14 protein-coding genes are annotated in these 14970 nt (G+C 63.5%); 4 read left to right on the top strand and 10 right to left on the bottom strand.

Translation table 11 applies throughout. From position 1 onward, the window contains the following. The first annotated feature begins 122 nt into the window (after positions 1-122). The 4 genes from ACZY0R_RS20980 (at position 123) to clcA (ending at position 3412) form a co-directional block, all read left to right on the top strand. Positions 123-824, top strand: a complete 702-nt coding sequence (locus ACZY0R_RS20980) for a potassium channel family protein (protein WP_488860920.1) — start codon at positions 123-125, stop codon at positions 822-824. A 235-nt stretch (positions 825-1059) separates the two neighbouring features. Beyond that, positions 1060-1539 (top strand): glycine zipper family protein, encoded by a 480-nt coding sequence (locus ACZY0R_RS20975; protein WP_488860918.1) that lies wholly within the window; start codon positions 1060-1062, stop codon positions 1537-1539. Between the two features lie 87 nt (positions 1540-1626). Beyond that, the gene (locus ACZY0R_RS20970; RefSeq protein WP_488860916.1) at positions 1627-2025 is read left to right on the top strand and encodes a hypothetical protein; all 399 of its coding nucleotides are present in this window, start codon (positions 1627-1629) and stop codon (positions 2023-2025) included. A 64-nt stretch (positions 2026-2089) separates the two neighbouring features. Then, positions 2090-3412, top strand: coding sequence for a H(+)/Cl(-) exchange transporter ClcA (gene clcA / locus ACZY0R_RS20965; protein WP_488860914.1), 1323 nt, complete (start codon positions 2090-2092; stop codon positions 3410-3412). A 34-nt stretch (positions 3413-3446) separates the two neighbouring features. On the opposite strand, the gene ACZY0R_RS20960 is transcribed toward clcA, so the two are convergent. The 10 genes from ACZY0R_RS20960 to ACZY0R_RS20915 all read right to left on the bottom strand — a co-directional run bounded on the left by ACZY0R_RS20960 (position 3447) and on the right by ACZY0R_RS20915 (position 14896). Continuing rightward, positions 3447-4040 (bottom strand): PqiC family protein, encoded by a 594-nt coding sequence (locus ACZY0R_RS20960; RefSeq protein ID WP_488860912.1) that lies wholly within the window; start codon positions 4038-4040, stop codon positions 3447-3449. Continuing rightward, positions 4037-5689 (bottom strand): PqiB family protein, encoded by a 1653-nt coding sequence (locus ACZY0R_RS20955; RefSeq protein ID WP_488860910.1) that lies wholly within the window; start codon positions 5687-5689, stop codon positions 4037-4039. Before ACZY0R_RS20955 ends, ACZY0R_RS20960 begins: the two co-directional genes overlap by 4 nt. Continuing rightward, complete coding sequence (locus ACZY0R_RS20950; protein ID WP_488860908.1) at positions 5655-6923, bottom strand: paraquat-inducible protein A; 1269 nt, start codon at positions 6921-6923, stop codon at positions 5655-5657. Before ACZY0R_RS20950 ends, ACZY0R_RS20955 begins: the two co-directional genes overlap by 35 nt. Next, positions 6920-8398, bottom strand: a complete 1479-nt coding sequence (locus ACZY0R_RS20945) for an efflux transporter outer membrane subunit (RefSeq protein WP_488860906.1) — start codon at positions 8396-8398, stop codon at positions 6920-6922. Before ACZY0R_RS20945 ends, ACZY0R_RS20950 begins: the two co-directional genes overlap by 4 nt. 1 nt (position 8399) lies before the next feature. Next, the gene (locus ACZY0R_RS20940) at positions 8400-11636 is read right to left on the bottom strand and encodes an efflux RND transporter permease subunit (RefSeq protein WP_488860904.1); all 3237 of its coding nucleotides are present in this window, start codon (positions 11634-11636) and stop codon (positions 8400-8402) included. A gap of 13 nt (positions 11637-11649) precedes the next feature. Continuing rightward, positions 11650-12903 (bottom strand): efflux RND transporter periplasmic adaptor subunit, encoded by a 1254-nt coding sequence (locus ACZY0R_RS20935; protein WP_488860902.1) that lies wholly within the window; start codon positions 12901-12903, stop codon positions 11650-11652. A gap of 65 nt (positions 12904-12968) precedes the next feature. Further along, positions 12969-13118 carry a hypothetical protein gene (locus ACZY0R_RS20930; RefSeq protein WP_156177132.1) on the bottom strand — a complete coding sequence of 50 codons (150 nt, stop codon included), beginning with the start codon at positions 13116-13118 and terminating at the stop codon, positions 12969-12971. 56 nt (positions 13119-13174) lie between these two features. Further along, complete coding sequence (locus tag ACZY0R_RS20925; protein WP_488860900.1) at positions 13175-13606, bottom strand: YMGG-like glycine zipper-containing protein; 432 nt, start codon at positions 13604-13606, stop codon at positions 13175-13177. Positions 13607-13789: 183 nt separating this feature from the next. Further along, positions 13790-14350, bottom strand: a complete 561-nt coding sequence (locus tag ACZY0R_RS20920) for a lipid-binding SYLF domain-containing protein (RefSeq protein WP_488860898.1) — start codon at positions 14348-14350, stop codon at positions 13790-13792. Between the two features lie 159 nt (positions 14351-14509). Continuing rightward, positions 14510-14896, bottom strand: a complete 387-nt coding sequence (locus tag ACZY0R_RS20915; RefSeq protein ID WP_488860896.1) for a response regulator transcription factor — start codon at positions 14894-14896, stop codon at positions 14510-14512. Between the last annotated feature and the right edge of the window lie 74 nt (positions 14897-14970).

Below are 14970 nucleotides of genomic sequence, written 5' to 3'. Positions count from 1 at the left end.
AATTGGACCAAGGTCCCATAGTGCCGGTCCCTCAGTGGTGGTAGCTTCATTGCGCAATGCGTCGAGACTGTGCATCGCCGCCAGCGAGGCAGCGCCGGCTTCCGATGCGGATGGGAGCGGCTATGGCACATGCGCGATGGTGGCACGAGCATGCCGCGCAACTGCGCGTCGGCAGCATGATCACTCTCCTGGTCCTGCTCTTGCTGCTCGTGTTCGTCATCCCGTTTTCTGTCTCGCCAAACAGCATATACACGCGGTTCATGCGGGACATGCTCCTGTCGCTGATTCTCCTGACCGGGGTGGCGGCGGTATCGGACCACCGCCTGCAGTTTCTGATGGTCGCGCTGGTCGCCAGTGCGGCCATCCTGGTCCGCTGGACGGGATGGCTCTTTCCGTCGGGCAACATGCCAGGGCTGCTCGGCGAAACGGCGCTCGTTTCACTCGGCCTTCTTGGCATCGTCATCGGGATCAAGGTGTTCGGCCCCGGCAGAGTGACATCCGACCGGGTCCTGGGCGCCGTCGCCCTCTATATTCTGATCGGCGTCGTCTGGGCGGAAGCCGATCAGCTCATCAGCATTCACGTTCCCGGCGCCTATGCCGGAATCCCGGACGCCAACGCGCCCCCGGATCACTCGATCTGGCTCTACTTCAGCTTTGTCACGCTGACGACGGTGGGCTATGGCGACATCACGCCGGTCGCCCCTCCTGCGCGGGCGCTTGCGATTCTTGAGGCGCTGATCGGCCAGCTCTATCCGGCCATCGTGCTCGCGCGGCTGGTGTCGCTACGGGTCGCGGGCGAAGGGTCCGGCGCGAACCCATCGTGAACGATGCAGGAGAGTCCGCCGCGCCGGGACTCTATTGGACCAAGGTCCAATTGCCTTTGAACGCCGGCGAACCCAATACTACCTGCAGCCGTGGCGAACCGCGAAGCATCGTGGGCGCATCAATGCGTATGCGCGTCCTGCAGCCACCAGCCGCCTCTGCACGAGATGAGCGGCCCACCACTCCTGATCAATCGGGTGGCGATGCCGTAGCGAAAGACACCCGGAACCTGGAGCCATGCAGCGAACTGCTCGAACTCTGATCGGCCTGGCAATCGCGTCGCTGGCATCGGCCGCAGCGGCGCAGCAGCCCATCATCTACCCCGCCAGGGGACAGAGTCCGGAGCGCCAGCAGTCCGATACCGGCGAATGCCAGTCGTGGGCGCAGCAAACCACCGGCGTCAATCCTGTCGCGCTCGCGGAGCGCATGGCCAACAGTCCGCCACCTCAACAGCAGCAAGGCCGGCTCTTCCGCGGCGCCGGGGGTGGCGCATTGTTCGGAACCGTGATTGGCGGGGCTGCGGGCGGCCACTGGGGCGAGGGAGCCGCGATCGGCGCGCTCGTCGGCACGATGGGATCCGGCATGCGTATGCGGCGCGAACAACAGCAAATGGACATGCAGCAACAAGGCATGCAGCAGCAGGCGTCGGGCCAGCTTTCGACATACAACCGTGCGGTGGCGGCATGCATGACTGGCCGTGGCTATACGGTCGGGTAGGGATCGTGCCAGCGTCGTCGGTGTGCCGGCCCGCCAGTCCGTTGTTTTTTTTCGCTCGCCGGCTCACGACAAGCAGGAGGAAGAGCCATGCTGAAGACATTACGGGCAACCGCGCTCGCTACCTTTGTTTGCGCAACGCCTGCATGGGTGTTCGCCGCGGACTTCGACGGCAGCAAGCCGCTCTTGTGCGCCACCGTCGACGCGCACTTCTGCGATATCGGGGAAGTCTGCTATCGAACGCTCCCCGCGATCCTGGGGGCGCCGCAGTTCATGAGAATCAATTTCGCAAAGAAGACCGTATCCGGACCGCAGCGCTCCACCGACATCCGCTTCATGGAGCCGAGCAGCGGGCAGTTGCTTCTTATCGGCACGGAGCTGGGCTACGGCTGGAGCATTGCGCTCGACACCAAGACCGGCTCCATGTCCGCGACGCTGGTGAACCGCGAAGACGTGTTCGTACTATTTGGTGCGTGCACACCGTCGTAGATCGTTCGCCGCTGCGCTTTCGCTGCCGTTACCCACGCTAACGGCCATGGCGCGTGCGTAGATCATGACCAGCACCGATGTCGACCAACAGCGCGGCGGGCTGATCACGCTTGCGATCGCTTCCCTCATCGCGGGAGCGGCCACCGGACTGCTGGGGACGCTCTTCCGGTTAGCACTTGAGCATGCGGACAGACTACGCGGCCTGTTTGTTGCATGGGCACAAGGGCACGTCATCGGGCCGGTCCTCGTCGTGTCCGCCGCCGCTTTCTCGACCGCCCTGGCGGCATGGCTCGTCAGGCGTTTTGCACCCGAGGCGAGCGGCAGCGGCATCCCTCACGTCGAGGCCGTGCTGGGCGCCGACCAGCCCGCCGCGCCCCTCGCGCTCATCCCGGTCAAGTTCTTGGGCGGCGTGCTCGCCATCGGCGCGGGGCTGGCCCTGGGACGCGAAGGCCCGACCGTGCAAATGGGTGCATCGATCGCCCACCTGCTCGGGACACTGGTTCGCCGCAACGCGGACGACTGCAGGGTTCTGCTCGCGGCTGGCGCGGGGGCTGGACTGGCGACTGCGTTCAATGCGCCGATCGCCGGCGCGGTGTTCGTCCTCGAAGAACTGATGCGCCGGTTCGAGACGCGCACGGCCATCGCTGCGCTCGGCGCGTCGGCGGGCGCCATAGCGGTGGCGCGGCTGTTCCACGGCGATCTGCCGGATTTCCAGCTGGCAGCACAGCCATTTCCCGGAACCGGAACGGTCCCGGCGCACCTTGCGCTCGGCGTGGTCGTCGGCCTTGCAGGTGTCGCCTATTGCCGCGCGATCCTCTGGGCGCTAGCCTCAGCCGATGGGCTCGCCCGCTGGCCGGCCGAAGCGCGCGCCGCGCTTGTCGGAGCCGGGGTCGGACTACTTGCGTGGTTTGCTCCGGACGTGGTGGGTGGCGGCGACGCAATCACACAGCGCGCGCTCGCCGGAACGGGCGCGCTTTCCGGCATCGCGCTGGTGTTCCTGATCCGCTTCGGCCTCGGCGCCGTATCGTACGCCGCGGGGACGCCAGGCGGCCTGTTCGCGCCGATGCTCGTTCTGGGCGCGCAGACGGGCCTCGTATTCGGCAGGATCTGTATTCACTGGTTCCCGGGCGTGGCCGCTTCTCCGGGCGCGTTCGCCGTGGTCGCCATGGCGGCCTTCTTTGCGGCCGTGGTGCGCGCCCCGATCACCGGCATCGTCCTGGTGACGGAGATGACGGCGAGCTTCACATTGCTGTTGCCCATGCTCACAGCCTGCTTCACCGCGATGGTCGTCCCCATCGTGCTGCGCTGTCCGCCAATCTATGAATCGCTGGGCGAGCGCCTTCCGCACAAAAGAAAAAGGCGGCTCGCGGAAAAGCCGGATCCCTGATCGGTTCCATGCCGCCGACGCCCCATCCCGGAGGTCACTCTCCACCCGTCGAGCGGATCGCCGCGGCAATATCACGGCAGACCGCGGCCAGCGCCCGGCTGTGCGCGGCGACGAGCGCATCGTAACCAGGAGCGCCGGCAGGCTCGCTCACGATACTCCGGCCGCTCACCGGCGTTCCCTGTTTTGGCGGCCGCACCAGCCACAACACCGAGACTGTCGCCGCATCGCCCGGTGCGGAATCGAAGCGCTGGATGTCGACCGCGACCTGATACGCCGTCGCCCGGTCCGCCCATTGCGGATAGCCTGAAACACGCGCACCGGGAAGGAGCTGGGCCAGGTCTGCAGCCATCACGTTCACAACCTGGCTCTTCAGCGGCTCGGCCCAGCGCGCGAACTCGTCGATCCTTACCTGCGTCGCATTGACCCGCAACACCAGTTGTGGGCGGTCGACAATCTCCGGCACCGCCACCAGCCCGATTGTGACAGCAAGGGGCGCAACACCGGTGTCAACGGGCGAGATTGCTCGCTCCGGACTCAGAGTATAGAAAGCCGCCTGAGGCGAACTCGCGCAACCGCCGAGCACCGAAGCCGCAAGTACCGCAGCTGTCAGAAGAAGAGAGCGTATCACTTCTTGTCCTCCGTCTTGCCGCGAATCAGCGCTTCCGGATGGCGCTCGAGATAGTCAGCGAGAGCGCGAAGCGATGCCGCCGTGCGAGACAATTCCCGCATCGTATCGGCGGTGCTCTGTATCAGCGCCGAGTCCGGCTGCATCGCAGTGTTGGCCGAGTCGAGAGCAGTGCGCGCGGAAACGATCGCGGCGCGCGCATCCGGCGCCACTTCCGTGTCAAGCGTCTTGAGCAGCTTGTCCACATTCTGCAAGGTCACGCGGACATCTTTCCCAATGCCCTCGAACGGCACCTTGTTGAGCTTGGCAACCAGGCTTGCGATTGAATCCTGAAGCGACTGCAGGCCACCAGGAACTGTCGGCAATTCCGGAGGCTTGGCGTCCCAGTCCACCGTCGCCTTGGGAGCCGCAGGGAAGAAATCCAGTGCGACGTAGAGCTGCCCGGTCAGCAGGTTTCCGGTTCTCAGCTGTCCACGGAAGCCATGTTCAACCAGCCAGATGGCGAGCGCGTGAGGGTTGTCCGTGAGCCTGCCGCCCTTGCCCTTGACTCCCGATTCGTAGCGCGACGTGAAGCGCTCCGGATATAGGCGCACCTCGACCGGAATGCTGAATTCCTTCTTCTCCCGGTCGAAGCGCGTATATATGCCTGTCACCTCGCCCACCACGATGCCGCGGAAATCGACAGGCGCGCCGATCGTCAGCCCTCGTACCGACTCCTTGAAGCTCAGCACGAATGTCTCGACAATTTTGTCATGGCGCTTCATCGCCTCCGCACGATCGCGGAACAAGTCGAATTGGGCGTTGGCCTCGGCCTGCGGCCCACTCTCTGCATCATCAGGGGCTTGAAACGCGACCCCGCCAATGAGGATCGCAACCATCGATTGCGTATTGACCTTCACACCGCTTGTATCGAGCGACACATCGACGCCGCTTGCGTGCCAGAAGCGCGTATTGTCATGCACGTACTTGTCGTAGGGTGCGTTGATAAATACCCGCAGCGTGACACCGTTTCCGTCGGGGTCCATGGTGTAGGAAGAAATCTGGCCGACCTGCAGGCGCCTGAAGAACACGGGGGTTCCGATGTCGAGCGAGCCCATGTCCTCGCTCTTGAGCACGAACTCCCGCCCGGGGACGTCCTTTGCGAAGACAGGCGGGGTCTCGAGACCGACGAAGTCGCGCCGTGCCTTGGCCTGGGTGCCGACATCCGTGCCGATATACGAGCCGGACAACAGCGTACCCAGGCCCGATACCGTCCCGCCCGAGATGCGCGGCCGTACCACCCAGAAGCGGGTGTCGTCGACCAGCAAATCCGTCGCGTCCTTGGCCAGTTCAGCGCTTGCAATGACGCCGCGGTGGTCCTTTGACAGGGTGACGCTCTTGACGATGCCGATTTCCACATCCTTGTACTTGATCTTGGTCTTTCCCGCGTCGAGACCTTCGCCGGTGTTGAAGCTGATGGTGATGGTCGGGCCTTTCTGGAGGATCGCCTGCACCGCAAGCCAGCCGCCGATCAGCACCGCGATGAGGGGTACCAGCCAGACAAGTTGCAGGCGCCAGCGCGAGTGCTGCGTGACGACCGCCTCGGGAAAGTCAGGCGAGCTGGGTTCGTCGTTTTGTTCAGGAGGATTGGCCACGATCCTTCTCCACGGCATCCCAGATCAAGCGCGGGTCGAACGACATCGCGGCAAACATCGTCAGCACCACCACCGCGCCAAACGCCACCGAGGCGGGGCCGGCCTTGATCGTGGCCAGTGAACTGAACTGCACCAGCGCAACCAGAAGCGTGATGACGTAGATGTCGAGCATCGACCAGCGCCCGACGATTTCCACCAGACGATAGATGCGCGTCCGCCACCCACGCAGCCACCGCGAGTGGGACTGAGCCGAACCGACGAGAAACAGCATGGCAATGATCTTGAGCATCGGCACCGCGATACTCGCGATGAAGACCACGCACGCCAGCAACCGGGCACCGGAGGTCCAGAGGTAGACCACACCGCTCAGGATCGTATCCTCCTCCGAGCCGAAGAGCGAACTTGTGTCCATCACGGGCAGCAAGTTGGCCGGGATATACAGGATCATCGCTGCAATCAGGAACGCCCAGGTGCGGGCGATGCTGGCCGGCTTGCGAAAGTGAAGATGCGTGCCGCAACGCGGGCAGCTGCCTTCATGGGCATGAGGAGCCGGCCGCGACAACAGTCCGCAGCTGTGGCAGACCAGCAGGCCCGCGCGGGCCGCCGTGGTGGCGGAGGCAGCGATCACGCCCCTTCCCCTTGCGTGCGACGCCGCATCAATCCGGGCCCACAGATCGCGAACGTCGAACGTGGAGGCAGCGGCGGCGAGCAGGAGCATCACTGCCCCGAATGCCCACATGGCGACGCCGGTCACCACGGTGGCGATATGCGCGAGTTTGACCAGAGCGACCAGCATGCCGAGGATCAGGACTTCGGTCATGCCCCAGGGCGCCGCCAGTTCCAGGATGCGAAACCCCACGTCGGGCCGGCGCGGCAACCGTTGCAGCCGCAGCGGTAGCAAGAGATACGTCATTGCCAGCATTCTCAGCAGCGGCATCATGAGCGTGGTGACGAACACGAGACCGGCGAGCGGCCACATACCGTCGCGATAGAGGATCCGGACCGCGCCGAACAGCGTCGTCTGGACGAGGTCGCCGTTCACCGACAAGCCCACCACCGGAAACATGTTCGCCACGACGAACAGCACGATCGCCGCGAGCGTCAATGCAAGCGCGCGATCGAGGCTCGCCGGGCGGCTTCGATAGAGTTCCGCGCCGCAACGCCGGCAGCGCGCGACGCCGGCGCTCGGCAACGCCGTCTCGCGCTGAAGCAGATCGCACTCGTGGCAGGCGATCAGGCGCGCCGCTGTCATGGCAGCGACTTGCTGGTGCCGGAAGGCGACGCGTCCGGCGGGACGGACCTCCTGCCGTCGCCATACACCACCGAGGTCATGCGTTCGGCGTCGACCACCCAGCCGCCACCCATCGCCTTATAGAGATTCACGCTTGAGGTAAAGACCGTCCCTTGCGCTTGCGCGTAACTCAGTTGCGCGTTGAAGAGGCTGCGTTCGGCATCCAGCACTTCAATGTAGCTTGTATATCCGCCCTCGTAGCGCAACCGTGCGAGCCGTGCGTAGGTCGCCAGGGCATCGACCTGGCGGCCCTGCACGACGAGCTTCTCGCGCGTCTTCTGCAGCGACACCAGCGAGTCCGCGACCTCCTGGAAAGCCACCTGGATCGCCTTCTGGTACGCGAACAGCGCCTGTTGCTGCAGCGCCTCGGCCTGCTTGACCTGGCCGCTGATGTTGCCCGCGGTGAAGATCGGCACCGTCACCGAGCCGGCGTAAGACCACAGCCTGGCGGGGCTGGTGAAGAGCTGCGAGAACTGGGTGCTCGCCGTGCCGAACACGCCGGTCAGCGAGATTGACGGGAAGTAGAGCGCGCGCGCCGCGCCAATCAGTGCGTTGGCGGCGATCAGGTCCTGCTCTGCCTGCCGCAGGTCGGGGCGGCGCTCAAGCAATTCGGATGGCAGCCCGGCCGGGACCAATGGCAACACCAGGTCGTCCAGCTTGCGGTCGCGCAGGATCGGTTGCGGGTTCTGTCCCAGGAGGATGGATAGTGCATCCTCCTGTTGCGCAATCTGGAGTTCGATCTGCGGAATCGTCGACAGCGAGGCCTCGTACTCGGACTGGCTCTGCGCCAGTTCCATCTGCGACACTTCCCCACCCTTGTAGCGCAGCTCGAATACATGCACCGAATCTGCCCGGCTTGCCACGGTCGCCTTGGCGATTTCCAGTTGCCGGTCGAGCGAGAGCAGGTTCACGTATGACGACGCCACGGAAGCCACCAGCGTCAGGATCGTCGCGCGCCGCCCTTCCTCGCTCGCCAGCAGGCTCGCCCTGGCGGATTCCGTCTGACGGCGCAGCCTGCCGAAGACATCGATCTCCCATGCTGCGGAGAGCGTCGCCTGGAACTGGTTGAAAACCGGCCCGACACCGGACGGCAATGCCAACGCCCCTAGCGGCACGCCCTCACGCTGTGCCGCGGCGCCTGCGCCGAGTTGCGGGAACAACGCCGAGCGCGTGCTCTGGAATTGCCCGAGAAACTGTTCGACGCGCGCCGCCGCGATCTTCACGTCCTTGTTCTCGGCCAGCGCCGTCGCGATCAGATCGTTGAGCGCCGGATCCTCGAACTGCACCCACCATGTCGTATTGACGACATCCTGCGCATCCCCCTCGGCAAAACGGAAGGCGGGCGGCGTGTCGACGGCCGGCCGCTGGTAGTTCGGCCCGAGCAGGCAGCCGCCGAGCATCAGCAAAGCCATTAGCGAAAGAGCCGAAGTGCGCATGTCATTCGTCCTCGCGTCTGGCGGATGGCGTGGCCGTCGGGCCGCCCGATCCCGACCCAAAAGAGCCTGGAGCCGGCTCGCCGGGTGCGCCGCCTTCCGGACCGGGAGTCTTCTTGCCTCCGCCCTTCTTTTCCGACATCGTTTCGAGCACGTAGAAGAACATCGGAATGAAGAACACTGCGATCACCGTCGCGCCGAGCATGCCGCCAATGACGCCGGTGCCGATCGAATGCCGGCTGTTCGCCGAAGCGCCGAGCGCAATCGCCAGCGGCACGCAGCCCAGAATGAAGGCAAGGGAGGTCATTACGATCGGACGCAGCCGTTCGGTCGCCGCCGTGACAGCGGCGTCGTAGACCGACTCGCCCTGTTCCCGGTTCAGCACGGCAAACTCGAAGATCAGGATCGCGTTCTTGGCCGCCAGCGCAACCAGCATCGTCAGACCGATCTGGAAGTACACGTCGTTCTCGAGGCCGCGCAGCAGGATGGCAAGCAACGCGCCGAAGACCGCGAACGGCACCGCCATCAGCACGCCCACCGGCAAGCTCCACTTCTCGTATTGCGCGGCGAGAATCAGGAACACCATGATCAGGCCAAACACAAACACAAGCGTCGATGAGGTGCCGGCCTGCCTGGCTTCGAAGGCCTCGCCGCTCCACCCCACGCCGTAGTCGGCGGGCATCACCTCGTCGGCAACTTCCGCAAGCGCGGAAAGGACCTGCCCCGAACTGTATCCCGGGGCCGCATTGGCGGTAATCTTGACCGCCGGAAAATTATTGAAACGCGTCACCAGATCCGGACCAGTGACGAACTTGGTGGTCACCACGGCATTTAGCGGGACCATATTGCCGGTCTTGCCGCGCACGAAGATCTGGTCGAGATCCTCGGGCTTGAGCCGATAGGATGGCTCTGCTTGCAGGATAACCTGCCACAGCCGGCTCGAACGATTGAACTGCGAGACGTACAGCGAGCCGAACATGGTCTGCATCGCGCTGTACACTTCCTCGACCGGCACCCCCAGGGTTTCCGCCCTTTCACGGTCCACGTTGACCAGCAGTTGCTGAGACGACGCATTGAAGGTCGACGTGACACGGGCCAGTTCGGGCCGCTGCTTCGCCTTGGCCATGTAGTCATCCACCACGCCCGCGAGTTGCGGGATGGTACCGTCGCCTTTGCTCTGGATCCACATCTCCGTGCCGCCGGTCGTACCTAACCCCGGGATCGACGGCGGATTGACCGGCAGGATGATCCCTTCTTTCACCTTGGAGAGTTGCTCGTAGGCGTCGATCAGTACGGCGCGCGCATTCTGCGTCTTGATATTGGCGAATTTGTAGCGCTCGTCGAAGCTCTTGAATCCGATAAAGAACGCCCCAGCGTTATTCTTGTTCTGGCTGTCGAGCAGGCTATATCCGTCGACTATCGTGACGCTGCCCACGGCCGGCTGCTTCATGAAGTAGTCGGTGACGTGCTGGGAAACCGCCCCGGTGCGGTCCAGGCTCGCCGCGTCCGGCATGATCACCGCGCCGAGCAGGTAGCCCTGGTCCTCCGGCGGCAGAAACGAAGTCGGGATCGACCGCGTCATGACAACCGCGAGCGCGATCATGCCGACGAACAGCACCAGCGCCACCACGGAGCGCTTGATGACCATCTTCACCATGTTCGTATAGCCAGCGGTCATCCGCCCGAAGGCATTCTCGAACCACCTGAAGAAGCCCTTCTTTTCATGATGCCCCTCCTTCAGCAGCAGTGCCGCCAGCGCAGGCGACAGCGTGAGAGCAACCACCCCCGACAGCACCACCGATATCGCAATGGTGATGGCGAACTGCTTGTACAGTTGCCCGGTGATGCCCGAAAGGAATGCCACCGGCACGAATACCGCGCACAGCACAAGCACGATCGCGATCACCGGTCCCGTGACTTCGTCCATGGCCCGTTTGGCGGCGTCCTTCGGATTCAGCTTGTGGACGGTCATGTTCCGTTCGACGTTCTCGATCACCACGATGGCATCGTCCACCACGATGCCGATCGCGAGCACCATGCCGAACAAGGTCAGCATGTTGATCGAAAATCCCAGCGCCATCATGCCCATGCAGGTACCGACAATCGACACGGGCACCGCCAGCACCGGGATCAAGGTGGCGCGCAAGCTCTGCAGGAATACGAACACGACGATCACCACCAGCACGAGCGCTTCGAAGAAGGTGTGAATGACGTCCGAGATCGACGCGCGGGTGAACTCGGTCGTGTCCATCGCGATTTCGTACTCAAGCCCTTCCGGAAACGACTTCTTCATCTCCGCCAGCGTCTTTCGCACCTGGTTGGACACGTCGAGCGCATTGGCGCCCGGCTGCTGATAAACGGCGATGACCGTCGCCGGCTTGCCCTGGAACTTGCTGCGGATCGAATAGTCCTTGCTGCCGAGTTCGGCGCGGCCGATGTCCTTGAGGCGCACGATCGCGGCGTCGCCGCTTGCCGCGCGCAGGATAATGTTGTCGAACTCGGCCGGACTGCTCAGGCGGCCAGTGGTGGTTACCGCGAATGACTGCTCGACTGCCGTGCCGGTTGGCGACTGGCCGATGCTGCCGACCGCGAACTGCTGGTTCTGGTTGGCGACGGCCTTCTGCACGTCGGAAGCCGTGATCCCGAGCTGCGCCATGCGGTCAGGCTTGAGCCAGATACGCATCGCGTAGTCAGGCGTGCCGAAGATGCTCGACTGATTGGCGCCGGATATGCGCTTTAGCGCATCCAGCACGTAGATGTTGGTGTAGTTGGCGATGTAGGTTGAGTCGTAACGTTCGCTGGGCGAATAGATGGCGATCACCATCATGAACGCCGAGGATTTCTTCTGCACCTGGATGCCTTGCGCCTGAACCGACGAAGGCAGTTGCGGCAGCGCCAGGTTCACCCGGTTCTGCACATCGACCTGGGCAAGCTCGGGGTTGGTGCCGATCTCGAAAAAAACGTTAAGCGTGAAGTTGCCGGTCGATGAACTCGACGAGTTCATGTAGATCATATTGTCCGCGCCATTGACCTGCTGCTCGATTGGCGCGGCAACATTGTTTGCGACCACGTCCCCGGTCGCGCCGGGGTACGTGGCGGAAACCGTGATCTGGGGCGGCGTAATGTCAGGATACTGCGCGATGGGCAGGTTGAACATCGCCAGCGCGCCGCCGAGCGTGATCACGATCGAAATGACCGACGCGAAGATCGGCCGGTCAATGCAGAAATGGGAGATGTTCATTTCGCCTGCCCGGTCAGTTCGTCGCGGTAATGTCAGACTGGCGCTGCGACAGGTTTTTCTCTTCGCTGCGCGGCGTATCGGCGGCGGCCTTCTGAGCGGGCGCCTGGGTGATTTTCAGCGGCGTGTCGGCGACAACGCGAATGGCGCCGTCGACGACGATCCGCTCACCGGCTTTCAGGCCCGCATTGATGAACCAGTCATCGCCGTTCCACTCTCCGACTTCGACAACCCGTTGATGGCCTTTCGAATCTTTATCGACGGTCCAGACGAAATGGCTCTTGGAGCCCTGCAACACGGCACGTCGAGGCACGAGAATCGCATTTGGGCGCACCGCGCCGGCAACCCGTGCGCGCACGAACTGCCCTGGGCGCAGGGTGCCTTGCGGGTTGGCGAACGAGGCCCGCACGAGGAAGGTTCCGGTTTGCGTGTTGAATGCCGGATTGGTGAAGTTGATATGGCCGCGGCCCGGGAACAGGTTGCCATCGGCAAGCACGACCGTGACCTCGAAATCGTTGTTGGGGGGAAACCGCAACTGGCCTTTCGCGGCCTGGTCGCGGTAGGACAGCAACTCGTTCTCGGAAATGCTGAAGTTCACCCACATGGGGTCAAGCTGGTAGACGTAGGTTAGCAAGCCCGTCGCGGCCGCGGTCACGTAGCTGCCGTCCTGCTGCCTTGCGAAGCTCGACAAACCCATGAGCGGCGACTTGATCGTCGTGTAGCTCAGGTTGAGTTCCGCGGTGCGGACCTGGCCTTGTGCCGCGATCACGGCGGCCTCGGCCTCCTTCTCGTTGCCCGTCGCGTTGTCAAGGTCCTTCTGGCTGAGAGCGTTCTGGGCGGCTAGCGGAACCACGCGAGCCAGATTGGCCTTGGTCACGGTGAGCCTGGCCTGCTGCTGCGCAAGCTGGCCCTTTGCCGACTGGAGCGCCGCTTCGAATGGCTTGGCATCCATCAGGAAGAGCGTCTCCCCGGCATGCACCAGCGCGCCCTCGGTATAGACGCGTTTCTCCAAGAAGCCATCGACGCGTGCGCGAATCTCGACCTCGCGCGAGCTCTGCGTCTGGGCGGTGAACTCGAACTCGACCGGCGTATCACGCTGCGCGACAGTTGCGACCGTCACTTCGATTGTCGTGCGCGGCAACTCGTTCGCCGGCTTATGGCAGCCGGCAAGCAGCACTAAAGTCGCACCGGCAAACGTGGCCAGCAGGCAGGCACGGTTGCGCGCGTGCCTGCAACCGACGTTTACGATCCGCGAAGGTGAGATCACCATTTGAGTCTCCCATTGGGAACTCGGACTCCTGGAACACAACGCAAGCAAGCCAGATCCGCGGCCAGCTACGGCGGCATGCCGTAGCCAAACAACACAAGCGCGTCCTCCCGATTCAGCGTCAGCGCCATTGGACTGAGGATCTTGTCGAGCGCGATAGTCGCCGCGTAACTGCGCCATGCGGTCGCAAACGCGGTTCGCCTTGGTTTCGTCGTCATCTGTGGATCCCCAACTCTCCGGCCCTGCCCTCTACCCCGCCCTGCCCTCTACTGCTCTACTGCACTGTGTATCCCCGGCCCGTCATGCATGCCGCCACCGCCCGGTTGAATGTCGCCATCTGCTGAGAAGCCTGCTGCTGGCCCGCTTGCTGCTGTTCTGCCGCGGCCTGGTTGCTGCGGCGCTGGCGCGTGCCGCCGACCACGGTCCCTGTGACCGCGCCAGCCGCCGCACCCTTGCCGGCATCGCCCGCGATCGCACCCACCGCTGCGCCTACCGCCGCGCCGCCCGCTGCCCCCCTGGCCCGGCCGCCTTGTTGCTGCGGGGCGCTCGGCTGACCGGATTGCTGCGCAATGGCCACTGGATCCACCCCCGTATTCTGCTTCGCCCACTGCTGACACTCGGCCGTATCCGAGTTTTGCTTCTGCTGACTCTGCCCTTTTGCCGGATAGATAATGGGCTGCTGCGCGGCAGCACCGAATGCCAGCATCCACGCGATCAGGCTGGTTGAGACTCGCTGCATTCGTAGCATGGCGTGGAACTCCCCAATACTTCCTGACCAAACGGCGCACTCGTCTGTCGTTCGCGCGCAGCTAACGCGCGCCGCACTGAACAGACACGACGCGCGCTTGCTGAAAGTGGAGCCCCGACTGAACGGGCGCCATGATCCGCCTCAGCGACTGAGCTTTGTGATCTTCTGACCTTGCAAGCCGAGGCCGGCCATCAATCCCTGCTGCCCATAGATGAAGGCGTAGACGTCCGATGTCAGGTTTTGGCTGGTCATGGATTTTGCAACGCCCTCATCCACCACGACAACGCTCGGCCCAACGCCGACCGACAACCCGTCACTATCATTGAGATCGCTCAAGGCCTTGTCGTTCATGAAGAACATTGCCAGTGAGAAGGTCTGGGCGCCTGCCTGCAGGCCATACGAGACCGCCGTGGCGTTGTAGTAGCCCAGCACCCTGCCATCCGGGGCAAACATCACGCCGTTGCCGCCTTGCGCGCCCACGAGGAAGCCCGCTTTCACGATGTCGGGGAACACGATAACCCCCTTCGCCGCGGTCAGGAGGTTCTTGGTCCTAGGATTCGCCTCATTCAGCTTTGTCAGGGCCGCACGCGCGGCCGCTTCCAGTTGCGGGTCATTGCCCACGGTAGACGTCTGCTGGGTCGAACAGGCTACCGCGACCAGCAAGACCGGAATCGCGAGAATGAGCCGAAGGTACTTGATCATGATGCGTGCTCCATTCAGAAAACTACGACATGGCGTAAAGCGCATTCCCACCTGAGATTCTTTCCGGGTCACATCCATAGTGATATCCGGGTCCCGCTAAAGCAATTGGACCTTGGTCCAATAGCCGCTCGCCGGGCGCTCGAAGCCGGTTCGCGTTCCTCACCCCTCGGAAGTCGGATCGATGGCCGTGCGCACGGCCTTGATAAGGATTTCATCGTTAAACGGCTTGCGCAGATAGGCTGCCGCTCCAGCCGCCAATGCCTGCTCTCGGACACCGGCTTCGTCATGTGCCGTGATGAAGATCACCGGGATGCCGCTGCCCGCGAGCCGCCGCTGGACCTCAAGCCCGTTCAGGCCGGGCATCTGCACATCGAGCACGACGCAGCCTGGGCGATATGACGGAATGGAATCGAACATATCCAGGAACTCGTCCCCGGCTTTGAACGTTTCCGATGACAGCCCGATGGAGCGCAAAAGCCGCTTGATGGCACGACGCACCGATTCGTCGTCATCAACCACTGCGACGAACGGTTTGACTTTGCTCATGGCGAAATTCCCCATACAGGCACCGCAGGGCCCCACCTGATTCGACGCTCGATTAAGACTATGACAGTTGGAAG

This window comes from Cupriavidus sp. F041, from assembly GCF_057814235.1.
This window is presented reverse-complemented; position numbering and strand designations above follow the sequence as displayed.

Bases quoted from the DNA above. Each gene is read 5' to 3' on its own strand.
- ACZY0R_RS20955 (WP_488860910.1), bottom strand. From the start codon at position 5,689: ATGCCGTGGAGAAGGATCGTGGCCAATCCTCCTGAACAAAACGACGAA.
- clcA (WP_488860914.1), top strand. From the start codon at position 2,090: ATGACCAGCACCGATGTCGACCAACAGCGCGGCGGGCTGATCACGCTT.
- ACZY0R_RS20970 (WP_488860916.1), top strand. From the start codon at position 1,627: ATGCTGAAGACATTACGGGCAACCGCGCTCGCTACCTTTGTTTGCGCA.
- ACZY0R_RS20945 (WP_488860906.1), bottom strand. From the start codon at position 8,398: ATGCGCACTTCGGCTCTTTCGCTAATGGCTTTGCTGATGCTCGGCGGC.
- ACZY0R_RS20925 (WP_488860900.1), bottom strand. From the start codon at position 13,606: ATGCTGGCATTCGGTGCTGCCGCGCAGCAGCCCATTATCTATCCGGCA.
- ACZY0R_RS20940 (WP_488860904.1), bottom strand. From the start codon at position 11,636: ATGAACATCTCCCATTTCTGCATTGACCGGCCGATCTTCGCGTCGGTC.
- ACZY0R_RS20915 (WP_488860896.1), bottom strand. From the start codon at position 14,896: ATGAGCAAAGTCAAACCGTTCGTCGCAGTGGTTGATGACGACGAATCG.
- ACZY0R_RS20980 (WP_488860920.1), top strand. From the start codon at position 123: ATGGCACATGCGCGATGGTGGCACGAGCATGCCGCGCAACTGCGCGTC.
- ACZY0R_RS20930 (WP_156177132.1), bottom strand. From the start codon at position 13,118: ATGACGACGAAACCAAGGCGAACCGCGTTTGCGACCGCATGGCGCAGT.
- ACZY0R_RS20950 (WP_488860908.1), bottom strand. From the start codon at position 6,923: ATGACAGCGGCGCGCCTGATCGCCTGCCACGAGTGCGATCTGCTTCAG.
- ACZY0R_RS20935 (WP_488860902.1), bottom strand. From the start codon at position 12,903: ATGGTGATCTCACCTTCGCGGATCGTAAACGTCGGTTGCAGGCACGCG.
- ACZY0R_RS20920 (WP_488860898.1), bottom strand. From the start codon at position 14,350: ATGATCAAGTACCTTCGGCTCATTCTCGCGATTCCGGTCTTGCTGGTC.
- ACZY0R_RS20975 (WP_488860918.1), top strand. From the start codon at position 1,060: ATGCAGCGAACTGCTCGAACTCTGATCGGCCTGGCAATCGCGTCGCTG.